This window comes from Providencia sp. PROV189, from assembly GCF_028480065.1.
GTDB lineage: Bacteria > Pseudomonadota > Gammaproteobacteria > Enterobacterales > Enterobacteriaceae > Providencia > Providencia stuartii.
The window spans coordinates 94,273-118,543 of the sequence record NZ_JAMPOG010000014.1 but is presented as its reverse complement, the minus strand read 5'-3'; the positions used below and the strand labels follow the sequence as shown (position 1 = coordinate 118,543).

The following is a 24,271-nucleotide window of genomic DNA, read 5'->3' as shown; positions in this document are numbered from 1 at the left end:
AAATATCCTTACATGGCAACATTAGCCTTGATTAGTTTGATGCATATATTCCCAAGGAATTCAGTAGTTCTGCATCTATAAACACATTAAGCGGTAACCCGTATGTTTGTCGATAACGCGTTATCGCGTTTCTAGTTGCAGGCCCCATCACACCATCTATTACCCCATCAAAATAATTTCTCTCAAAAAGTGCATATTGAACCCGCATCACCAATCTTTTACGTTGTTCTGCTGTTAGTGTTGATTGCCTAATATTTGCTGCATAGTCATTTTTGTTAGCTGAATTTTGTGCATTTCCAGATAAATTACGCTGCTGATTATTTGTCGCTGGAGCCGAATAAGATGGTGTTACAGGAGCCGAACGATAATAACCACCACCCGAGGAAGAACGATGAGAACTGTGGCTACGATGGCTTCGATGTGAGCTATGACTTCGATGACCTGCAATATATATTGGCGTTTCAGTATTTAAAGGAGCAAAAATAAGATCATCGGGTTGATAAGATTGTTCATTTTTAAACGTAATCGCAGAGTCTGCAAATACTTGATTATTTAGCACAAGAAACCCAGGCAATAATGCTGCTAAATTCCATTTTTTCATACTATAACTCTCGGTGGTTGGTGGTATTGACCATAAGATGAACTAAAATACCCTCCACATTCGCCCATCATTTTGCAGTGAAGGCAATCATCAGGATAGTAATTCTTCCAATCAGATATTGATTGAACACTATACTGCCATAGATCCTGTGAGATATGACAGAGGGGATAATTAAATAATACAATAGGTAATTGAGATCTTTCTGCGATATCAATCGCTTTTTGTAGTGATTCAAGATAGGTCTCAGGATTTACGTAAAGCGATTTCCAATTTTTACGAGCCCACCCTGTCGCTTCCAAATTCATTACTGAAATTTGATTGATGTTTGAAAAAACACGTCCTGCCATTTCAACAACAGCATATAGATCTGAATAATTATAGTTTGTAGGAATAAATCTTAATTCTATGTTTAATCCACTGTTACCAGCATTGATAATGCCTAATATTGTTTCTTCAAATGCACCATCACTTGATACTAGTTTATTGTGTATACTTGCTGAGGCTGAATATAGCGGGATCCCAAAAGTAATAGGAAGCTCTTTTGCAATATTTGCTACTTGTTTTGTAAACATTAAATCTTTAAATGCTCTGCCATTCGTCAGAATATGTAATGCTGTTTTTGGCGTATTATTTTTAACATACTCCAAAAACTCAATAAATTCAATTCCATAAAGCAAAGGCTCACCACCACTAATTCCAATAACTCCTTCTAATTTAAATGCAGCTAACGCTTGTGTAGCAACATCTAATAACCAACTATCGGATATATTCTTAGGTGGCTGAGAGCAGAATAAACATAAGTTATTACATCTTTCTGTCAGCAATAGCGTATTATGATTGGCTTTTCTAGAAAGAATAATTCTCATTTTGTTCATTGTTACAGAAGCAATATCACCACTTTCGATTGAATGATATAATGTTTCATCCGCTATAACATGTTTCACTCCAGCAGTATGGTATTCTGCACTCTTTTCCTTAACGACTAGGATATTATCAAAATAAAATTCAGGGCTCGATAGCTGGTCCTTATATAGTTGGTAATATCCAGCAGGAATTGGCTCAAGTAATATAAATTGATCATTTCTTACAACGTTAGGCATAAGACCATTCCTTTAGAATCTTTGCATCTTCATTGTTTTTTATTATTTTAGATAATAAGAGATTAAACATACCTTTATGATATAAACAGAAACGCGATAAGCTTTTATTACCGATAGGCTCACCGAATAGGCTAATATTTTGGCATGGGTCAACGCCACAAAAAGGTTGATACGCACAATTATCACATCCGACATGGAGCATATTCAGTGAGTCAGACAGCAATTGATGGTAGATAGGATTTTGTGAAAATATAAGCTGCTCTATATCTCCAATGGAAAAATCAATATCAGGATGGACTTTTTGTAACATTCTAGTCTCATCACTACCATATAGCTTTCCATCATAATTAAATAGTAAGCTATTGAAAATCAATCCACTAGGTGATTTCAAATCTGCGTATCCAGCAAAATTTGGATTATTTATTCTTTTAATGTGGATTGCAGCAGAATGTTCGACAAATGGAATTCCTTGCTTATTTTTTTCAAGAACAAGCTCTAATAGTTTGGAATAAAAAGCAAGATACTCATCAATAGTGTAATCCTCTTTGTTTTTAGCAAATCCATAAGGACTAATAGGCCGAATAAAAATATCGAATATTTCTAACGATTGATGTGCATCCAGTAACAAATGTGGGGAGTTAAGTAAAGCTTTTGTCACTGTGGTCACTGTTGCAACATGTGATTTACCAAGCGCTTTCTGTAATTTTTTAATATTGTTTTCAACGAGTTGAAATGAATTGCCATTGGGTAAAATTCTATTCTTATTATGGATAGATTCCGTTCCATCAAGAGAAACCGAATAATAGATAGGTTTATTGATAGACCAATCAATCATATCATCGTTAAGCAAAGATAGACTTGATGTAATAACAAATTCAATATTTTCTTCCCCAAGTACTATCACGGCTTCTTGATATATTTTTTTTATTAAATCAAAACGTAGTAGAGGCTCCCCTCCCTGAATTTCTATTTTGTATGGTTTAGATGAAAGCTTTTTTATTAATGATATTATTTTAGGGATTTTTTCTTCTTTAAGATCAAAATTTTTGGCTGATAATGAGGCGCGACTAACTTGGCAATATTTACACGTATGATCGCATCTGAGAGTCGGTACTATCATAAAAATAGGAGAAAATTTGATCTCATTTGTTATTTTTTTTCCAAGTGCTGAAGAAAGCATCTTCTCTGCTAACAAAACATTATTGCTAATAAATAGCTTTTCTATTAGTTCTTTGTTTAGTTGCTCATTCGATGTTGCATGTTCGTTAACTAACTCAAAAAAATTTTCAGACTTTAGCGTGGTCGAATAACCTGCAAGATTACTTATGAAAAAATCTTCTTCACTTATTTTTTCAAAATTAAAAGGTAAAAGATTCATTGAGATAAACGCTCATCAATACTGGCCAATACTTTACTCATAATCGAGCTTCTGATATCTCTTGTCTTTATATCAATCTGTTCTCTTAAAGTATAATCATTCAATAGGCGATTAAATTGAAATAAAGTATCATCATTACAGTCTTTAAAGGACACCTCATACGTAGTGTCTTTTTCTGTCAATGTCCATTCTGTTATTGATGTCATCCAGTATAACGACTGTCTTATGACAGAGATCGAATACTGTTCTTTTTGTAGGGTTAGTCTATTCATTGTACATAACTAGTTATAAAATTAAAAAATATACCTTAAGTTTAAGGGGATTTAATTTGGAATTCTCTTAAAGACTAAGGCAAATAATACCAACCAATTTTTTACTTATAGTTAACAATAAAATCCAACATCTTAAATCTATTTAAATTTTGCTCATCTGCCATTCTCAATAGCGTAATAACATCGATGGGTAACTTATACCTTATTGATAGATATTAGAATAAAATTGACTCAAAACGCCCTCGATATTTTATTAATTTGCTTGTATTTTCAAAGTGGCTGGATCCCAAAAAGGAAATGATAGCAATGAAATTAACACAACTTTGGCGCAAGCACCCTTCAAGCGAGTATTTAACTACCCCACGTGTGATGGCTCGTGTTTTCGTGAAGCAAGGTGAATTAGAAAGTAGCATTGCGTTTTACGAACAACTGCAACAAGTCACTATAGACGGTTTTTTCCCTTTCCCTGAGCACCAACTGCGTCTTGCCATGGTAGGTGCTTTCTTGATCATTGAAGGGCCAGATGACAAATTGGCCCCCTTTACGAGTACTCATACGACATTCCTCGTTGATGATGTGCAACCTTATTACGATAAATTAGTCGAACAAGGCGCGAAAATTATTTTCCCACTACAAGATGTACCAACCGGAAGGGCTTTTAATGCAGTTCATCCCGATGGCACAGTTATTGAATATGTTCATCACCGCCCAAATCATGAGGGCCAATAACCACAGTACAGAACACATTGACAACCCAACATCTTAATAGCGTCAGCGCTTAATTTCTCTCGCGCTTATAACTGTTTTACAATAAGCGCTTTGAGACTTTATATCTCATATGCATAAGTTAAATAAATGACCCTAATATGTACGCCATACACTGATATAAAATTAATCTATTCCTGCCATTAAGCCTACCTCATATTTTATCTTTCTTATTTCTTATAGAGATTTAACTATTAGCGTCAAATTTTGTTATTAAATAAATTTTCAGTGTAATTAATTGTAATTATGCATAAAAATTATTGAGCTTGGTGCTATATCCAAGGTTTATAGTATAAACCTGTTCAACGATGGAGGACTGTATCATGTCATTTCTCAGTTGGTTATTTGGCTTAGGCAAGCATTCTCGATATTCAAAACATGGGCGTTATTCAGGTCATGGCGGTTATTCTAAACATGGTCGCCAACATGACCAATATGAATATCAAAATCGCGATAGCTACTCTGATGTTAATCAGCAATATCAAAATATTATGCGATGTAAACAGTGCAACTCAATCTTAAATAAAGAAGCGAAATTCTGTAGTGAATGTGGTCTACCGGTATAAATAAGAGCCTAAAAAACCCTACTATAGGTACACAATATGAAAATATCTTTTTTTTACCAAATAAATCACTATCCACTTTATATGAAAAATTTTATCGCATCGCCAACTAAGATGGGAACTGTCTTGCCCTCTTCTCGTTGGTTATGTAATACCATGCTCAACAATATTGATTGGAGAAACAGTTATAAAATCGCAGAAATCGGTGCAGGTAACGGTGTTATAACGCAATATATTTTGCAACGAATGTCATCGTTAGCATATTTAGAACTCTATGAAATCAATAATGATTTCATTAAAATTTTGCAGAAGATAGACGATCATCGAACAACAATTCATCATTGCTCAGCAGAATATCTATCGGGTGATTATGATATTGTTATTTCAGGGATCCCTTTTCGTTCACTAAGAAAGAAGATGGGGATGAAAATTCTCAAAAAGGTACAAGAGAGGTTAATAAAAAACAACGGAAGCCTTATATTATTTCAATATACTCAAGGGTGTGAGTCCATGTTCTCACGTTACTTTTCCTTTACCAAAAAGAGGGTTTATCTAAATTTTCCACCAGCTTGGGTGTACACCTGTAAACCAAAATTAGACAGTGACGACTGATCTTCGGATAATAAGAGTACCGTAATGAATATATATGACATGTCACCTTAGAACGGTTTTAACGGCTTTAAGGTGACATCATAAACCCCAACCATTATTGGGTTAATGCTTTCCTACGTTGCAATAACCATTTATCTAGTTCATTTGCAAATTGTTGCCGGTCACGTTGACTTAGACTTGCAGGTCCCCCTGTTTGTACACCGCTTGCCCTCATCGTATCCATAAAGTCTCTAATTGTTAAACGCTCACGAATGGTCGCTTCACTATAGCGCTCTCCCCTTGGATTTAACGCAATAGCGCCTTTTTCCATCACTTCCGCCGCTAAAGGAATATCAGCAGTAATCACTAAATCACCCAATTGTGCACGACGTACTATTTCATTATCTGCCACATCAAACCCTGCTGGAACTTGCAAGGTACGCAAAAAGGCTGAAGGAGGAACGGTTAACCGTTGATTAGCGACGAACGTTATCTGAACTTTCTCGCGATCTGCCGCGCGGTACAGCACTTCTTTAATCACTTTCGGACAGGCGTCAGCATCTACCCAAATAAACATAAAGTTACCCCGTAACTACAATATTAAAGGCTATCTTACCAAGATATAACAGCAAGGTGAGTTTTATTTTACATAGCACTTTTACTTTTCGTTCACGGTGATGGGGGTATATTGTTTCCATAAGGCAAACACAGTTAATAAACCAAAGAAAAATGGAACCGCTAATGTTAATTCGAGGTAGACCAACCGGTTAATATGCAAATGTGGCTCTTTGGGCACTAAATAGTACGCGAGCGGTGCCGCTAAAAAGGCCGAAATAATAGCAATAACAAAAAGGTTTTTAAGTCTATGAATATTTTCCCATTGATTTTCTTGGCTTTGTCGATAATGGTACTGCCAGTATTTATAACACAGATACAGTGCACCGAATAAAGAGCCCGCATGCTGCAATAGCTTATAAATAGCAATCTCTTGGCTATCCGTCATAATATTTAAATTTGATTTAAGAAATGTAAAATGACGAACAACAGCGCCTGTATCATGAGTAAATGAATCCCAAATAATGTGTGTTAGCGCTCCGAGAAAAAATGAAAATATCAGGATGGCGCCATTTTTTGCGCTCCACCGCCAATTTTGGGGAAACTGAAATGGTACCACCTTTGATAACGGAACTCGGAGCCAATAAGTCACAACATAAATAATCAAGCAAATTGGCAGCCCCGTATAAAACCATCCAACGACATGATGGGCTTGTGCCGCTATTTGATACAGCCCAAAAGAATAAAGCAGATCTGGGCTTAAACTCCCCAAAATTAGTGCTGGTAAACTAAGCCATCGACCAAGCTTAGATTGTTTTAATGGAAACACCACTGCTGGGTGAGAAAAAGTCCATGGCATACAAACAATCCCTTACAACAGAAAAACGTTTATTTTGCACTCATGATCCGATTTGTATTATGAGATAAATCGTAAAGCCATTGATATATTAAGCTTATTTCCTATTACGCTATGAGTGCTAAGCTAACAAACTAACTCCATTCGCTCTTATAGCATTAAGCATATCAACCCCAAATTTAATTTCGGGGTTGATAAATTGCTATTAAATTAATGAGTTAAATGTTGAAATAAATCTATCAACATCTTCCTGAGTTGTTGACCAGGAAGTACAAAGGCGCAAACAGCTTTTCCCTGCCTCAGGCTCACAAATCTTACGCAATACGTAATGAGACATCAATTTAGTCGCAAGTTCGTTAGGTAAAACCACAAAAATTTGATTAGATTCTGGTGGTGCAAGGAAACCAAAACCTTTTTCCTCAAAAAGGTTCACTAGCTGTGTCGCTTTATCATTAACATATGCCCCCAATTGAAAAAATAGGTCATCGCTAAACAGTGCATCAAATTGTGCCGCCAACAACCAACCCTTTGCTTGCAAAGCGCCTTTTTGTTTTAGGGTATAGCGGAAATCAGACTTAAGTGCAGGATTTAAAAGCACCAATACTTCTGCTGAAAAAGCGCCTATTTTTGTTCCACCGATATAGAACATATCCGTCATTTGAGCGATTTCTTCGATTGTTAAATCACTCTTGTTCGACATTAATCCAGATGCTAAACGCGCCCCATCCATAAATAGCCACAAACCATATTGATCACAGGCCTCCCTTAGAGCCTGAAGTTCATGTTTACGATATACAGTACCTATTTCTGTTGAGTTACTGATATAGACTAATTTGGGTTGTACTGCATGCTCATCACTATGCTCGGCAAGTACCGCCTGAATATGCTTTGGTTCAAGTTTACCGGAGTCTGAGCTAACGGTGAGGACCTTATGGCCTGTTGCTTCAATAGCCCCTGTTTCATGGGTCGCAATATGCCCAGAATCGACGGCAATTACGGCTTGATGTGGACGCAAAACATGGGAAATGGCTGTTAAATTGGTGATCGTACCACCATTAAAAAAGTGAATATCTGCGTCTGTACGCCCTATTCTAGACTTAATTTTCTCCGCAATTTGTTGAGTATATTTATCTGTTCCATAACCATCAAAACGGCTTCCAACTAAATCATTTAGCGCTTTCATGACTGCGGGGTGTGCTATTTCATTATAATCATTTTGAAAACTGTACATCATTATTCCCAGTGCTGTTTTTGTTAATATTTTTCATAGCACTATTTATATTCGGATACACAGCAATCTTCAATAGCCTGAACGACATCAGTCGTTTTAATGCTGTTTAAACTTTCTCAAGTAGTTTTTAAAATTATTACAACAAAAATTTATGAGCAAAATAAGGGGTTATATTCTTTTTATCTGTAAGACATTATTAGCTTATCAGCGACGTCCTTTTTTACTGGCAACGCCGAAAAGTGATATTGATTCTAAATTCCCCTAAAACCGGATGGCATCCTGCTTTAATGCTACGTACGCCATGGTAATTTAGCCTAGATTTCCCCCCCCAAACCACCACATCACCATGCTCTAATAGTAGTGCTGTCTTGGGCGCTTCACGAGTTAAGCCACCAAAATCAAATGTTGCAGGTAGCCCTAGAGAAAAAGAGACGATCGGTTGAGAAAAATCCATTTCATCTTTGTCTTGATGTAGTGATAATTTTGCCCCAACAGAATAACGATTGATTAAGCATGCATCTGGTGAAAAATGATAAAAACCAGCCATTTCAGCGGCCTTCCTTGCTAATTCGATAAAAATTGTCGGCATTTCGGGCCAAGGCTTATTTGTGACAGGGTCACTCTTTTGGTACCGATAACCTTTATGATCAGTTACCCATCCCCAAGGGCCACAGTTGGTCATCGCCACTGACATACCATATCCACCCGGTGTCACCATATATCGAAAAGGTGATTGCTCTACCACCTCATCAAGTGCTGATATCAATGCCTGCCCATTCCCTAATAAAAAACCTTTTAATAAGAAAGCATCTTCGGCAATTAACAACCTATTGTCTTCATCCGAAAACAGCATATTCACCTCAATCCAAATTAACTAAATAACGTTCATAGTATAACCGGTAATGAGTGATCCGCTTCTCACAAAACTACATTATCATTGCTTTTTAATCTGATGGTTCAAAGCGATTAAGCACAGGTATACCAAGCTATTTTCTCGTTTCTTATAGTACTACATCCCGACTTTTCTCCCATTATTGGTAAACAAAAATTAATCATTTCAAACATTCCGGCCGATATTAACAGCAGACATCGACGATTAATGTCACAGTTATTGTTTAATAAGCAATAATTTGATTAGCCAATATATTCAACTTAACGCGATTAATTCGAGTTTTTATCTATACTTAAATCTGATTTTGATTTCTTTTCGCTCAAGTTAGAATTTCATTAATCACATTAAAATATTTTATAAAAGTAGAGTTTATAATTAAATGACCAAATACTCCTGCAAAATTACCGTAGCCCTACTATTTATTAGCTCAATCGCTCACGGCATAACGCTAGAAAATACTGATTTTTCTATCGCCATTGAACCCGAAACCTTAAAAATGACTTATCAAGATGAGATCATTAATGAAGGCACTCAGTATACCCTTGTTGAAAAGCTTAACTCGGGTGCAGATAGCGCCAGATGGTATTGGCCAGATAAACAGATGGAAGTGACGGCTCACCTTGAAGGTAAACAACTTCATTTACGCTTTACCACAACACAAAGTCAACAACTCTTTTGGTATCAATCTCCTATCACAGTTTCAGCGCTATATTTGCCGTTAGGTGAAGGCAGTCACATCCCCACTGACAATCCCATATGGCAACAGTATTTAATCAATGAACAAAATGGGATTGATACTAACTATGACCTTAAACTCCCATTATGGGGCCAACAGCAAAAACACGTTTATAGCTGGTTAATGGCAAATCCATTTGGTAATCAGATTGATTTTACGACCCAATCTAAACAGCTGAAAATGTCTGCTCGTCATGTCTTTGACCAATTTAATCTAAACCGTCCCTTTGATGTAATACTCTCAATTGGCGATACCCCATTGGATGGCGCTTTCGCTTACCGCCAATATTTAGAATCAAAGGGTGAAATTAAAACATTACGAGAAAAATTCGCGGATATCCCCGATGGACAAAAGCTAATTGGTGCGACTCACATTTATGTATGGGGTAAAGGGTTGCTTGATCAGCAAGATATTAAAGATTGGCAAGGGTTAAGCCAATATTTACAATCTCCGAATGGTCAGTCTATTTGGGATGCACTAGAACAAGAAGCGCAAGAAGCATTCAAAAAGATTAAGCTCTCACCGCCTGAAAAATGGCAGCAACCATACTTAGTTGGAGCTTTGAATGAAGCCTTCAAGCGTATCGTTCCTAATCAAAAAACACCTGACGATAGTGATTTTTTATACTCTCAGAAGCTACAAGCACAAAAAATAAAGCAAGTTGTTACACAGCAGTTAGGGCCATGGTTAATCGCAAGCGAAAACTGGGGGCAAGGTTTATCAATTCCACTGATTAACCAGCTCAACATTAGAGGACTAGATAAACTTTGGTTAGGAGTTGATAATTGGACCGTAACCTTTTATCAGCCTCAAGCAGTTGAACAAGCCATTGAGCTGGGTTATTTAATTGGCAGTTATGACTCCTATGATACCGGGATCCCTGTTGGTACAAATGACCAATGGCTTACCGCTCAAGTCACCAACGAATTACGCGAAAAATGCGCCATTGTGCAGGAAAAAGGCACCAAATTAGCTGGGTTTAGTGGCAAAGGTTACTACCTGAATCCAGGCTGCATGTTAAGTTATTCACAAGATAGGATCAGAAAATTACTTGAGCTTTCATCAACGAATAGTTTATTCCTTGATGTCGATGGTACAGCGATGGTAACAAATGACTATAATCCAGAAAATCGCACAAGTGCAGAGCAAATGACACACGCCCGTAATGCACGTATGCAGTGGATTGAAAAAAACCTTAGAATTCCTTTAGGATCTGAAGATGGCAATGCCTTAACAGCAAAGCATTTAATGTTTGCCCACGGGATGGAAACGTGGGGTTTTGGTTGGGGCGATCCTAGTATCCATAAAGATAAGCATTCTCCTTACTATTTAGGTGCCTGGTGGCCTGAAAGTGAACCAGCGACCTTTTTTAAACAAGCAAAATTAAAACAACCTTATTTAACCGTTGTATTTGATCCCCGTTGGCGTCTCCCAATGTACCAAGCTGTCTTCCATGATACTATTATTAGTACTCATCACTGGACCTTTGATAACCTCAAATTCCCCGAAGTACAGGTAACGAGAGAGTTACTCAGCCAGTTATATAATACCGCGCCTTTATACAATTTAAGCCGTAGCACCCTTCACCAGCGCCTCCCCGCCATGATGAAATCTAACAGTGTTTATCGGCCACTACACGAGGCTTTATGGGATCAAAAAATGGTCGGCTTTCAATGGCTTGATAATCAAGGCTGGGTACAAGAAACTCGCTTCAGTGATGGCTCAATAATCATGGCCAATTTTTCTAAGCAAGTATTTAAAGATTTACCTCCACAATCGTTAAAAGCCATTTTGTCTGACGGACGGGTCATTAAGCAGAACTACGCTCGTTAGCTTCATTATCTTCAAATAACATTAAAGGGTAAGTTTCATATGCAACTTACCCTTTATGCCACATAGATACTACGTCGTTTAGCTAGTTATGCTAGCTGCTGTAATGTACGCTGTGCTAATCGTTTTTCTGATTGTTGGCTTGTCCATACGCTGCCTAATATCACCACCATACCTAAAAGCTGTAATAAACTTAAGCTCTGATCTAATACTACCCAACCTAATATGACAGCACTAACTGGACTTAAAAACCCTAAAGAAGCGACTGAGCTTGGGCCTAGCAAGGCAAGTCCTCTAAACCATAAAGCATAAGTCAATGCGCCACCAATTAAAGTCAGATAGCTTATCCCTATCATATTAATAACCGTTAATGATGGTAATGAAGGCTCTAACCACAGAGCGAATGGCAATAAAACGATCCCGCCAGCAGTTAATTGCCATGCTGTAAATATCAATGGCGTTACTGGTGGCTGCCAACGACGACTCAGCACGGTACCTGCCGCCATTGAAAAAGCGCCGGCGATACCCGCGATCACTCCCGTTAGATCTAGTGCAGCATTAGGGGTCAATAATAATATTGCCACACCCGCAATCCCTGCAAAAGACGAGGCTATAGACAATGCGGAAAGTGGGCTTTTTAATAACCAATAACTTAAGAATAATACAATCAGTGGTTGTATCGCCCCTACTGTTGCCGCGACGCCTCCGGGTAAACGATAGGCAGCAACAAACAAGAGCCACCAAAACAGCGAGAAGTTTAAAATCCCTAATAGCGTTACTCGTAACCACCAAATCCCTTGAGGTAATTTACGCAGCCAAATCAATAATAGCAATCCCGCAGGTAATGCCCTTAATACTGCCAATGTTAGCGGGAAGCCCGATGGTAACATCTCAGTAGTAATCAAATAGGTACTTCCCCAAACAATCGGCGCTAATGCCGTTAATAACAAAGCCGTATATCGGTTCATCATAAAACCCTTCTCATTTATCTTGATATCAAGATAGTTTTAAACTAACTTGACGTCAAGATAAATAGTTGTCATGATTGGCCTATGGATCGTATAGATAAAATCATTCAACAATGGGCACGTGAACGCCCTGATTTAGATATCAGCGCGATGGGGCTGATCGGTCGACTAGGTAATATTGTTCTCCACCTCACCCGTGAAATGGAGAAGGTTTTCGCACAATTTGGCCTTAACCGCTCTAGTTTTGATGTATTAGCGACACTACGTCGCGCGGGTCACCCATACACTCTCTCACCAGGTGATATGTTGGCTACACTGATGGTGACATCTGGCACAATGACCAATCGTATTGATCAACTTGAAAAAGCTGGGTTAGTTAAACGCCATCCTAATCCAGAAGATGGACGCGGCTTTTTGGTGTCATTAACTGATGATGGCTTATCCTTAATTAACCAAGCGATTGAAGCACATGTCGCTAATCAAGCAAGATTAGTGGCGGGGTTGACCACTGACGAACAAAACGCATTAAATCAGCTTCTTAAAGTATTTCTAGTATCTTTAGAAAAATAAAAAAACAGCCAAATAACGACTGTTTTCCTTTATTACTCATCTCTGAAATATTTTCAACCTCACTAAAATGAGGCTCGACGGAAAATATCAAAATCAGGGCGTATTAAACTCAACTGTGTGTTCCCCCTATTTTCAGGGTACAACGTCACATAGCCACTCGCACCCTCCAATTGTACTTTCGCTGTTCCTCCCATTAACTTGTCATTACTAATTTTTTGCTGGCCAATATGGCTATTATTTGTATACATACTGCGCGATGTTGAGGGAACCGCACGCGAAGTTGATGCTTGAGCATACTGCTGGCTTGGCTGTAATGAGCCTAAACTTTCTGCACTTAAACGCCTATTAGCTGAAGGGGGGATCATTTCTACTTCTTGGGATGAAGAGGAAACGCCCGAGTGGCTAACTCTAGAAAGCCCGCTATCATGAGAGTGTGCACTATCAGATCCGAAAGAGCCTGCTTGAGCACGATTAGAAGATACAGAAGAGCGTCTTGATGACATTGATGAGATACCACTCTCTGCACTTGTTCCCTCCCCTCCAGCGATAGCGCCGCGCCGCCCCATTCTACGTGCAAAAAAGTCGTGATGTTCTACTTCCGAGGCTCTTCTTAATTGAATTTGACCGTTTCCTACAGAATGTGCTCTATAACGCGGTGCTGGCATAGGCATTCTCTCTAGCCGCCATATAAACATGCCACTTGTCGCTATAACGGAAGTCACTCCAAGTGCAATAGAAGCCCATCCCAAATTTGCTGATGTCCGATTCGATGCTTCCGGTGAATCATCATGGGTCGCTATGCTAGCAATTCCGAGTGCCTCGCCTGCTACAGTTAAAAAAGTAGTACCGGCAAACCAAGCAAATGATGAGGTAATATAAGCAAATGCAATATTCGCCGAAGCAGATGCCAAGTTGGCTAGTATTCCAGTTATAGCAGCCGCCGGTGCTCGCCCCGTAGGATCAGTATAATTAATGGGGTCTCCATTACAGTAAACATAGGGATTGATCCCCCCTTCACCAAATGGGCTTAAACTATCAGGGCAGTTAAAACGCATAATCGTTGGATTATAAGCACGATAGCCATTACCTAAATGATAAACGCCAGTCAGCGGATCTTTTCTTTCACCATTAAAAGCCACATAGGTGTTTTCTTTAATTTCACTATCTCCATAGGGCAAAAATGTATGTGTATCCCCTTCTTCCATTTTCGAATGACGAGACCAACACACACTTTCATTATGACCCGCGGCCATAAAGACCAGTTGATTATCATCAACCACTGCGCAGCACTCATGATCTGACTTAATCAGGCGAATATTTTGCTTTTTGCTTGTATTAATTTCATGAACTAGTTCATCATCACGATAATAGAGATAATAGGTGCCATTATCGTGAGTTTCCTGTTTAACGAGTTGATTAGAGGCATTATAACCATACTTAGCACTCACTAAATCATTGACGCTGACATCCATGAGTCGGTTCAGCATATCGTATTTTAATGTTCTTCCTACTTCATCACATATCATTCTACCGCAAGCATCATATGTAAAAACAGTTGCAGGATAATGAGGGTTAGAGTGAGTGATACGTGTTAATTGAGTTGGATCTAACGTATTTTCATAATGGTAAGTACTGATATTTTCTTGTTGCCCCGAAAATACAGACACAACCTGACGCAAGTTATTCAGTGCATCGTATTCAAAAAATTGTTCGATAACATTCGCTCCCGTGCTATCTTTTGGAAGCTCACTGCCTTGCACAAAATAATTTGTTAAACGATTCCTCACATCATATTGATACTGCTCACTGCGGATTAATCGTGTATTTCGAAATGTGTTTTGAGTTGCGAGTAACCCATTCGCTAACCAACTTTTATTGATAATAAAATGCGTACCATTACTATCAATAATTTCCCGTGTCACTTCCTTATTAAACTCATCATAAGCATATTTAATCTCTACATATTCATCTGCTTTAGTGCTTTTCGCTTTACGGATAGCGGTTCGCCCTAATTCATCATATTCAAAAGTGACGATGATATTTGCATCGATTATGGATTCTATTTGCCCGTCTTTTCGCCATATATACCGAGTTTCATTGTTATCAATATCTGTATATTTGGCGACGGTCCCTAAAACAGTGCGCTCATATTGTGTTTTTCGCACTTGGTCATCAATCAAAAAATACTCTTCTATTAAGTCACCTTGTTGATTTAATTTATTTATATTGAGTGTGCTCTCCGATTTTGCAAAGACTATTTTTTGTGTGGCTACATCGTAATCAAATTGCTGTGTCGTTTCACTCGTCATCACTTTTTTTGTCAGACAATCTAATTCAGGAATATATTCGAAGTGAATTTTTTCTCCCGAAGGCAATATGACTAGACTGGGTTCCGGATAAACGTTTTCATATTGAAATTGCGTTGTTCTTCCTCCTACAGTTTGACTTACTAGGCGTTCTAAGCCATCAAATTGTTGTTCACCAAGTAACCACGCTTGTTGGGAGCGATCAGTAACGGTTATTGCCGTCACCAGTTCATTCTGGGAATGGGGAGCGTATTGTCGATGGATCACTGTGCCATCTTCATATTTTTGAGTCACGATGCGATTAAAACAGTCGTAAGTGTTCTCAATACTGTGCCCTAACTCATCGGTTATGTTTAACAGGCGCCCAAGGGAGTCACTTTTATAATATTTGGCGGCAGCGACCTTCCCATCGATACCTAATAAATATTCAGATTCAATTTGCTGATTTTGTTTATTCAGCGTAATTACCGTTTTCCCGTGGCGGGATGCTGAGGCTACTTCTGTATTGATAGGATATGTTGTTTTGGTTAAGGCGATAGGGTCTATCTTTATCATATCCGTAACGCCGATAGATTGTGTTAATGCGGTAACCTCTCCCCAGCCATCATAGTTTGCCGTCGTTTGATAGATAAATTCGGCTGTATTTAAGCCAGATAAATGGTGATCATATTGCAAATGTTTAACTATTTTACCAAATGCATCATATTGGCAAGATTCTATTTTATGCCACTTTTTACTATCATAAGCATCTAATACATCTGTACGAATTTTCCGCCCTAAACCATCAAAATAGTGCTTAAACTGACTCCCACATTTATCTTTTTCAATAGTGATAACACCCTCCTCTATTTTTAAATATTTCCAAGAGACTGAGGTTTCATAAGGCGTATTTACTGCCGATTTTTTATAAGATGGGCGTCCTAATTTATCATAGGTATAAATTTGAACGACATTAAGCTGATTTATATCTTCAAGTACAACACCTCGTAATACCGACATCGTTTGAGTGGTGGTGGTAATGATATTATCAAAGCTAATATCTGTATTCTTTTTTATAATAGTATCGCCATTTAATTGATAATCAAATTGCTGATAGGATGTGAAATGTTGTGAATTTTCACCCAAAGTATATTGAGTACTTCTAATTAATGATGGCGTACCATATCCTAGGCGTTTAGCATCTTGAAAATAACTGAAAGAGAGACACTTAAATAGTATTTCATCTGAATAAAATAGTTGTTTTGCGATTACTGCAATAGAGGTATTCGCCAAATTTTCATATCTATAATAGATTTTATTAATCGGCTCATTATGCTTTCTGTTTAATGGGTAAGTGATTTTTTCTTTCATATACCGAATAAACCCATTAACTTCGGCAGGACAATCCTCCTCCCCTTCGGCTTTATACCATGTTGTGACCACTCGAGTGCCATCGGGTGTTACTTGTAAAGTTTGATTGCCTTGTTCATCAAATTCATATTCGCTAATCTCTTTTCTTTGGTTACCCTCGTTATCAGTGATCGTGATAACCTGTGTTTTCATTAATTGGAACTGTTCAGGCTGAAAATGAATAGGCGTATATTTTTGAGCATAATATTCTATTTCATTTTTTGTTTTACAGCCATCTCGCTCTATTTCCTCACTAATTTGCAGATGATAATTATTAAATACACGAGTGGTTTTAATTTCACTGCTACCATCAGAAATTGTTTCTGTAGAGCTATAAGTATAGTCTGTTAAAAGTTTATAAATATAATCACTATCACTCGTCCAATCACCAAAGTCGCCATTAAAACCTAAAAAATTATGCTCGCTATATTTGTAGCGTTTAACCGTTTTTTGCTGCCCAAAACCTGGATTAATGATATATGATGTAACAACCGGTAACCGCCCTGTTTTACCCGAGCTACTTGGGAAACGAAAACCAAACAGCTCACTGTACTCGACCTGCTCAGTCAGTCCTGTAGGATAAATAATTTGCGTTAGATAATGCTTATTGCTTTCAGTTAATGCCTCATAGCCAAAACGCCAATAAATAAACGCATTATCTGCATATTCACAAGCAATATAGTTAAGTTGCTCATGATTAATTAATGAAAATTTTATTAAGTACTCATCATTGGTTTCTGGAAAAACACGAATGCTAACATAATGCGAGTAGTTTATTTCACAAAGTGTTTGAAATTCGTCTTTAACCCTTTTTAATAATGGGTATTCACCACTCCATGACCATGATAAGGATAATTCACGGCCTAATTCTGACATAATCTTTGTGGTAACATAATAATCCTCACCGATAAGAGTGAGGCTCTCAGATTTCCCATCCTTCCAAATAACAGTATAACCATCATGACTATTGGTATTATTTGTATATTTTAATATAAAGTGTTTAAGCCTTTTATTTATAACATTTACTGTTCCTGGTGTTATTTTATAACTTTCGCCACTACTTAGCTCTAATGTATTATTACGCAAACAGAGCATCGTTATCCCTATTGAAAACCCTCTTCCAAAACCATAGTTAGCATCTTGCAGTGGCGAATAGGATACAGATAGAGCAAGATCCGGCCCAGAACGCTGATTAGCAATAATATTAACGAAAGGTATGCTGACAAGAAACTGTCCTGTTCTGACATCAACATTTGTCTTTAACTTCCCTAAGAAATTACCCGACTCGCTGCTGAATTGAGTACTCATAGTTCCCCTTTAATAAAAAATAGAAAAGTAGCACTAAATTTAGTTAGAATGATATTTAATGTTTAAAATCAAATAGCAAACATGATAATATCCATTTTCTCTTATCATGATAATCAGCGACTCAATTTAAAGTAAAAAATAAAAAACAACACAAAATATTAATTTTGTCTTAGTGCTATCTTATCTATTTTAAATTCGGACTTAACGCCAGCAATCAATAGGGTTGAATACTTACTAGGGGGAATAGCAAACTTCCTTATTCATCACCTATCGAATAAAGAAGTTTTCATAATAGATCACTAATCAAGAAAAAATAAAAAAGTACGTTTCGCTTTTTTATTATAACCATCCCTGCTTCTGATGCTGTGCGCAAATCGGGCATAAATGCGCGTTGGGCTGCCAAGACAAGAAAGCCAATCGACATTTTTCGCACTGAGCATCATAGTAGTGATATACCGTAGGCTGGTTATTTTTGGCGACTTGGGATTTGACTTCAATTGATTTTGGAAAACACACCACTTGGCAGCTCATGCAGCCAGTACAACGTTTTTCATCAAAGATAAATTGATTTTCTTCAATAAGGATCGCTTGTTCATCGCAAACTTTGGCACACGCACCACATAAAATACAGCTTGAGACATCAAGTTCAATATGGAACCAACTGTCTTGCGGATAGAGTTGTTTGCGGGCATTTAAACCCGTTCTCACTTGCCCTTTATTTAATGGATTCTCATCCAGTTTTTGACGAAAGAATAAGGAGCGACGGCCACTATCAATTTCTGGTGGTTGTGTTACTACCAATTGCCAAATAGGCTCTTGCAACGTTTTTAGCTGAATATTCAGCGCCGCCAGCACCGGCAACCATTTTTCTACCAGTGGCTCCGCAATTTCTACCCCATTTATCTGGTATTGCTTATGCCAAACTAATAACTCTTCCACACTTGCCAAAGGCTCATCGTGGCTAATAACCAGATGATTGTTGTGATAAGTACGTTCATGCGGCGAGATATTTTCGATTGCATCGACAGGACATGAAAACAAACAGTTCCCACATTGGTAACAAAGCTGGTTATCGATAGTTGCATTCATCGTCTCAAAAGAGATAGCCCCTACAGGGCAAACTTGTGAACAACTATCACAGACACTATTTTTGAGGCGTTTCCTCACACATTTATCATTGATAATGGGTTCAGGAGGAAGATCCATCCTAATAAAATGCCTCATACAACCAAACTCCATGATGTAACGATAAAATATAAAACGACTGAATACCCTCAGTAACCGAGTTAAAAAATCGCTTTCTTCTCGTAATATGAGCGAATGCGACTTAAGCTGAGGACTTTATTATACCTACTAATCAGAATTTAGGGGAATTATAGTAGGTAAATGATTGATCATGGACAGGTAACAATAACCTCGATTATTGCCTATAACCTAACAGTCACCATTTTGTAACCTAATACGATACAAGTAGACTATCAAACTATATACTCATCAATACTAACGTTTACTTATTGAACATATAAATGCTTAGGCTCTACCATTTTTGCACTATAAGAACAGCCATTATATATCCTAAATTTATCCCTATCGCCCTGAATGACAGGTTAATCACTAAGTAGCGCTCGACTAGCCAATAAACCTATTTGCTGCAAAATATCATCAAGCAATGACTGAGTAATTTGGGATTGATTAAGCCTTTTTAATAACGGTTTTTTAGCGACGACAAAACCCAATACCTGCCCAATAAGTGCATGTGCACGAATAATTGCGGTTTGTTCATCAACTTGATTGATAAACTGAATCAAACTTGATAAACGCATATGGAAAGGTTCGATGAAATCACGATAAATAATTTCGTAATTTTCTGTCGGCTCAAGCTGTTCTCTTAAGATCAATACAGAGTAATAATTGTGTTCTGGGAGCAGCAGAGCATGCCCAAGGCCCCCCATTAACATATGAAGTAATGTTTTAGCCCGTTCCGTCTGTATCGGATGTTGCGCTGTCAGCTCTGCAAAAGTACGGTCAAATTCATGAGTATTGCTAGCGGCCGCGAGGTCATTGGCAATTTTTTGAATAACAGCGGAATAGACGCCCAGCTTTCCTCCCATATGATAAGGAATGGCTGATTGGTTGACCCCGGCATTATCTGCTAATTGTCGGGTTCTCACTCCAGCAATTCCATGAAGAGCAAATAATTTGATCCCTTCGTTTATCAATTTTTCTTTTGTTGACTCAGATGAAAGCGTGTTTTTATTGGTCTCTGTCATATCCCGCTGTGGCCCTATGGGTTAAATATCGGCTCGCATCAAATAGGTGGAATTTTTGTTCAATTCGATCCCTTTTTCTTTGCCAACGACAACTGTTCCGCCTAGATTACATAAATGATAACCAAACGCACAATTAGGTTCAAACGCAAACGTCATACCTGCTTTTAGCACTAACTCTCTGCCTGGGTTGGGTAATCTTTCCAATTGACGATATTTTTGTGCAATCGGCAATGATTCAATACCGGGTGCAGTACCAAAACCAATTGGCCCGTAAGGGTTAATACTGTGGATTAGAGGATGCACATGCCAACCTTTTGATCTTAATAATGGTTGCTCCATTTTATCGACAACTTCGCCGAAGGTGACCCCTTCTTTTAGATATTCGACGCCAATTTCATAACATTCCCGTGAAATTTCAGCCGCTTTTTCAATATTTGGATGTACCTTACCTACTGCGACAGCAGCTTGGTGCTGTGTCTCATACATACCATATAATGCAAATATCTCAGTTAATACAATATCACCTTCTTGAATTTCACGAGGCTTTTGCGAACGGTATTGCCACGCAGGTTGCCCCCAACCGATATATTCAGGACCTGAACCCATTAATATTTCCGCGGTGAATCCTCCCATAGACAAACATGTAGAGGTTACTGCCGCAGCGATATCGGCTTCCGTATTACCTGGAATAGCGGTTGCTCGCATGGCCTCGCTCATAGCTTCACCGATCATGGCCGCATGCTTAATATGCTCAAGTTCTTCTTCACTTTTAACGGAAGCGAGCTGGAAAAACTGTTTATATACCGGAACAAAATTGACATTTGGCAATCTTTTTTTAATTCCTGTTAAGGTGTTAAACGGCATTGCACCATCAAAATAAAAAGGGGGATATGGTTCCAAACCGATTACGCCTATATTTGCACGAGAAGATACACCTAAATCAATTAATACTTGTGCAATGTTATGCCCTGTTTTGCCAACAACGATTTGTTCAGGCGCAATCCACTGCATATCACCACGCATGGCAGCTTGCATATGATCAGCAACCATCATAGGTGCAAACGTGACAACGACAGGCGCTTTATCAAGGTGGAATAAAACCACTGATCCTAATCGGTCATTGGTAAAGTAATGATCGATGCAAAATGGGGCTGGTGCAGCAGACTCTCTGTCACCATATACCATTAATACTTCTAGATCATTGGCTTGCATAATTTGGCGCGCAAGCCCCCACCTTCTATCACGCTCATTAATTGTAAATGCGTTTGGGATCACTCTATTTTTCATAACAACCTCATTTAATTCATTTGAATGAATTAAATATAGATCAAAATTTGCTCTCCTGTCAAAAATATTTTCACCATCCTATACAATGAACGAGATAAATGACTCTAACTTTCTGTTTAAACTAACTTAAATTAACATTTAAAAATGTGTTATTTTTGAGTTTAAACTGACTGTCGACAACCTCCGTTTCGCATATTCAAAACTTGGCCGCCTGATCGTGGGTAACTCTTTTTCCCATAACGGGTTAGTTTTAATGTGATAACCCTCCGCTTTAGACGTTGTTATCAACTCAACTAATTCTTCTTTATTCGTTATGATGCATAACTCATCAAAACGCCCTATCTTTTTGGGTAAAGCAAACGTTGCTGGAAAATTAGCATCTAAATCCGTCACTGGACTTGTTGCATCAACACTGTGATGTACGACTTTCTCTGCCTCACCCACTAATGCGCGATTAATTAAAGAAATCATCTCTCTCACTCGTGGTGATGCATTACCAATTTCACTGTCTTCATTTTGATAAAAATGGTTTTCATCTCTATAAGCTTGGCTCAAATTTGCATCTGTTGGTAAGCGTTGATACTTTTCAACACGTTGGCGATATACCGAATGGGCAACATCGGGTACAGGGAGCATATCTTGATGACCAAAATCTCTCATGTGTGGGCCAATTAACAATAAATCATAATCAGCAGTGATAGGTAGGCAACTATCAATAGGTGCTAATACTTGAAGATATTTTTTCTCAAAATAAATTCGGTACTTTTGTTGCTGAGGCTCCCATTTGGCCTCAAATTGATAACTTTTCAAACTAGGCCCTTTCGCGGTAAATTGTTTGACCCCTTGTGAATTTTCTAAACTAAGGTTATCAATCGCTCCCATTTGCAGTAAGGTGTGTAATCGCTCCTCTGTTATTTCAAGAGGAATCGGCCGAGCATGACCTTTTTCAATACAACGACGAATAAAACCGTTATATTTATCAATGAGATCTTCAGATTTGTTTTCTAATTTACTAAAACGCTGATCAACACAAATCAACCCTGCCTGAGCCCCCATGAAGCACTTTTACCTTTGATATGAAAGTTTTTTGTCGGGTAGCCCGCCGCAATTAAATCTGTCGCAAAGCGGTCTACAGGCCGAACGCCTATAATGCTATCTTGCTCCTTAGCAACTTGCTGCAATGGGAGCAAATGGCTTGATACCAATCCAGTATTTTGGCTAATACACTCGGTTAACTGCGCTATAGAATGCGTTGTTTTTTGCTCGGTAGGCTCATTTACAGCTTGAAGAGGCTCATAACCGATTTTGTTGTAGCTCTTATGTGTTTGTATCATTACTTTTCCTTACTTATTTATTCCTAATTCCCTCCCTTCTATCAAACTTTTCACCTCATTTCTTTAATAAAACAATGCTTGACATTTGATTTCAAAATCAATTATTTAATTGTTTAAAATGACATATAGAGATAATACAAAGCCAAATTATGCATGTATAATATATTTATGTTAGTTAATGTATTCTCATTATCTCGTCGTCCTTTACCCCACTTGTCAGCACGATATGACAAGCAAAGAACGTCTCTTTCAATTCTGAAATAAGGTCTATATATGAACAATTTCGAATTTTATAACCCAACACGTATTGTATTTGGTAAAGGGAAAATTGCTGAATTGAATCGATTGGTCCCCAAAGAGGCTAAAGTTCTAATTCTTTTTGGTGGTGAAAGCGCACGTAAAACAGGAACATTAGACGAAGTAGAACAAGCATTGGGTGAGCGTGAAGTTGGTCTATTCGGCGGTATTGAGGCGAACCCTCGCTATGAAACTTTAATCAAAGCGGTAGATAAAATTCACCAAGAAGGCTACAACTATCTGCTCGCAGTTGGTGGTGGCTCAGTCATTGATGGCACCAAATTTGTTGCTGCGGCAGTTAATTTTGAGGGTGACCTCTGGGAAATTTTGACCAGTGGTGGAACCAAAGTAACATCCGCCTTACCCTTTGGCACCGTATTGACGCTCCCTGCCACAGGCTCCGAAATGAATAAAGGCTCAGTGATCACCCGTGAAGCGACGCAATCTAAACGCGCCTTTATGCATGACAGCCTCTATCCACAATTTTCTATTTTAGATCCTGTAAAAACCTTTACGCTGCCACCACGTCAAATCAGCAATGGTGTTGTTGACGCGTTTGTTCATGTAATGGAACAATATTTAACTTATCCTACTCATGCTTATGTACAAGATGCATTTGCAGAAGGTTTATTAAAAACGCTAATTGATATTGGACCAAAAGCGTTAGCTACTCCGCATGACTATGATTTACGTGCAAGCTTAATGTGGACCGCCACTTTGGCACTAAATGGCCTTATCGGCGCGGGTGTACCACAAGACTGGTCGACACATATGTTAGGCCATGAGATTACAGCGCTATACGGCTTAGATCATGCTCAAACGCTAGCGATAGTCTTACCTTCTATGTTGAAGGAAAAATTACCGCAGAAACAAGCTAAACTGGTTCAATATGCTCAGCAAGTATGGGGGATCAACGAAGGGTCTGAGGAGCAAAAAGCTCTGCAAGCTATTGAGCTAACAAGAGCGTTTTTTGAGCGCATGGATGTCAAAACGCGTTTTAGCGATTATAACCTCAATGAAGACGTGATTGATCCTCTTATCGAAAGTTTGACCCAAAATGGAATGACGGCACTGGGTGAGCATCATGATATTACGCCTGAAGTCAGTCGCCGAGTTTATGTAGCATCTCTATAATAAACCCCGCTCCCACCCTTGTGGTGGGATCACTAACT

The 24,271-nt window shown here is 38.3% G+C and carries 19 protein-coding genes and 1 pseudogene; 6 read left to right on the top strand and 14 right to left on the bottom strand.

Translation table 11 applies throughout. The annotated features are described in order from the left end of the window. Positions 1 to 31: 31 nt before the first annotated feature. From hxsA to hxsD, 4 genes are read right to left on the bottom strand one after another with little or no spacing between them, the layout of a single operon-like run. Entirely contained in the window at positions 32 to 601 is a 570-nt protein-coding gene (gene hxsA / locus PR833_RS11095) for a His-Xaa-Ser repeat protein HxsA (protein WP_004919908.1), read from the bottom strand. Continuing rightward, positions 598 to 1,701, bottom strand: a complete 1,104-nt coding sequence (gene hxsC, locus PR833_RS11090) for a His-Xaa-Ser system radical SAM maturase HxsC (protein ID WP_272526108.1) — start codon at positions 1,699 to 1,701, stop codon at positions 598 to 600. Before hxsC ends, hxsA begins: the two co-directional genes overlap by 4 nt. After that, complete coding sequence (hxsB, locus tag PR833_RS11085) at positions 1,694 to 3,079, bottom strand: His-Xaa-Ser system radical SAM maturase HxsB (RefSeq protein ID WP_104873488.1); 1,386 nt, start codon at positions 3,077 to 3,079, stop codon at positions 1,694 to 1,696. Before hxsB ends, hxsC begins: the two co-directional genes overlap by 8 nt. Further along, complete coding sequence (gene hxsD, locus PR833_RS11080; RefSeq protein ID WP_004919898.1) at positions 3,076 to 3,351, bottom strand: His-Xaa-Ser system protein HxsD; 276 nt, start codon at positions 3,349 to 3,351, stop codon at positions 3,076 to 3,078. Before hxsD ends, hxsB begins: the two co-directional genes overlap by 4 nt. Positions 3,352 to 3,657: 306 nt before the next feature. Here hxsD and PR833_RS11075 point away from each other — a divergent pair, with 306 nt between their 5' ends. The 3 genes from PR833_RS11075 (at position 3,658) to PR833_RS11065 (ending at position 5,291) form a co-directional block, all read left to right on the top strand. Beyond that, on the top strand, positions 3,658 to 4,080 hold the full coding sequence (locus PR833_RS11075) for a VOC family protein (protein ID WP_014658378.1): 423 nt from the start codon (positions 3,658 to 3,660) through the stop codon (positions 4,078 to 4,080). Positions 4,081 to 4,439: 359 nt separating this feature from the next. Further along, positions 4,440 to 4,682, top strand: coding sequence for a zinc ribbon domain-containing protein (locus PR833_RS11070; RefSeq protein ID WP_004919892.1), 243 nt, complete (start codon positions 4,440 to 4,442; stop codon positions 4,680 to 4,682). Between the two features lie 36 nt (positions 4,683 to 4,718). Further along, complete coding sequence (locus PR833_RS11065) at positions 4,719 to 5,291, top strand: class I SAM-dependent methyltransferase (protein ID WP_004919889.1); 573 nt, start codon at positions 4,719 to 4,721, stop codon at positions 5,289 to 5,291. A gap of 94 nt (positions 5,292 to 5,385) precedes the next feature. Here the strand turns inward: PR833_RS11065 and PR833_RS11060 are convergent, their stop codons facing one another. The 4 genes from PR833_RS11060 to alkB form a co-directional block, all read right to left on the bottom strand. Beyond that, entirely contained in the window at positions 5,386 to 5,847 is a 462-nt protein-coding gene (locus PR833_RS11060) for a YaiI/YqxD family protein (RefSeq protein ID WP_004919887.1), read from the bottom strand. A gap of 81 nt (positions 5,848 to 5,928) precedes the next feature. Further along, positions 5,929 to 6,684 carry a DUF4184 family protein gene (locus PR833_RS11055; protein WP_272526107.1) on the bottom strand — a complete coding sequence of 252 codons (756 nt, stop codon included), beginning with the start codon at positions 6,682 to 6,684 and terminating at the stop codon, positions 5,929 to 5,931. Between the two features lie 202 nt (positions 6,685 to 6,886). Continuing rightward, positions 6,887 to 7,912 (bottom strand): threonine aldolase family protein, encoded by a 1,026-nt coding sequence (locus tag PR833_RS11050; protein ID WP_061064031.1) that lies wholly within the window; start codon positions 7,910 to 7,912, stop codon positions 6,887 to 6,889. Between the two features lie 220 nt (positions 7,913 to 8,132). Then, positions 8,133 to 8,765, bottom strand: a complete 633-nt coding sequence (alkB, locus tag PR833_RS11045; RefSeq protein ID WP_004919878.1) for a DNA oxidative demethylase AlkB — start codon at positions 8,763 to 8,765, stop codon at positions 8,133 to 8,135. 418 nt (positions 8,766 to 9,183) lie between these two features. Between alkB and PR833_RS11040 the strand changes: the two genes are divergently transcribed. Then, positions 9,184 to 11,373, top strand: coding sequence for a glycoside hydrolase (locus PR833_RS11040; protein ID WP_272526106.1), 2,190 nt, complete (start codon positions 9,184 to 9,186; stop codon positions 11,371 to 11,373). 86 nt (positions 11,374 to 11,459) lie between these two features. Here the strand turns inward: PR833_RS11040 and PR833_RS11035 are convergent, their stop codons facing one another. Beyond that, positions 11,460 to 12,341 carry an EamA family transporter gene (locus tag PR833_RS11035; RefSeq protein ID WP_404935968.1) on the bottom strand — a complete coding sequence of 294 codons (882 nt, stop codon included), beginning with the start codon at positions 12,339 to 12,341 and terminating at the stop codon, positions 11,460 to 11,462. A gap of 81 nt (positions 12,342 to 12,422) precedes the next feature. Here PR833_RS11035 and PR833_RS11030 point away from each other — a divergent pair, with 81 nt between their 5' ends. Then, positions 12,423 to 12,908: a MarR family winged helix-turn-helix transcriptional regulator gene (locus PR833_RS11030; RefSeq protein WP_004919869.1), complete on the top strand. Its 486-nt coding sequence runs from the start codon at positions 12,423 to 12,425 to the stop codon at positions 12,906 to 12,908. Positions 12,909 to 12,970: 62 nt separating this feature from the next. Here the strand turns inward: PR833_RS11030 and PR833_RS11025 are convergent, their stop codons facing one another. The 5 genes and pseudogenes from PR833_RS11025 to PR833_RS11005 form a co-directional block, all read right to left on the bottom strand. After that, positions 12,971 to 17,911, bottom strand: coding sequence for an RHS repeat-associated core domain-containing protein (locus PR833_RS11025; RefSeq protein ID WP_272526105.1), 4,941 nt, complete (start codon positions 17,909 to 17,911; stop codon positions 12,971 to 12,973). Positions 17,912 to 18,250: 339 nt separating this feature from the next. Further along, positions 18,251 to 19,135 carry a 4Fe-4S binding protein gene (locus tag PR833_RS11020; RefSeq protein ID WP_040133138.1) on the bottom strand — a complete coding sequence of 295 codons (885 nt, stop codon included), beginning with the start codon at positions 19,133 to 19,135 and terminating at the stop codon, positions 18,251 to 18,253. A 383-nt stretch (positions 19,136 to 19,518) separates the two neighbouring features. After that, a complete protein-coding gene (locus PR833_RS11015) occupies positions 19,519 to 20,181 on the bottom strand; it encodes a CerR family C-terminal domain-containing protein (protein WP_014658371.1) in 663 nt (220 codons plus the stop codon). Positions 20,182 to 20,202: 21 nt separating this feature from the next. Beyond that, the gene (locus PR833_RS11010) at positions 20,203 to 21,468 is read right to left on the bottom strand and encodes a M24 family metallopeptidase (RefSeq protein ID WP_004919852.1); all 1,266 of its coding nucleotides are present in this window, start codon (positions 21,466 to 21,468) and stop codon (positions 20,203 to 20,205) included. Positions 21,469 to 21,606: 138 nt separating this feature from the next. Continuing rightward, positions 21,607 to 22,802, bottom strand: a pseudogene (locus PR833_RS11005) (anthrax toxin-like adenylyl cyclase domain-containing protein). A gap of 273 nt (positions 22,803 to 23,075) precedes the next feature. Here PR833_RS11005 and PR833_RS11000 point away from each other — a divergent pair. Continuing rightward, positions 23,076 to 24,233, top strand: a complete 1,158-nt coding sequence (locus PR833_RS11000; protein ID WP_053110198.1) for an iron-containing alcohol dehydrogenase — start codon at positions 23,076 to 23,078, stop codon at positions 24,231 to 24,233. Positions 24,234 to 24,271 lie beyond the last annotated feature (38 nt).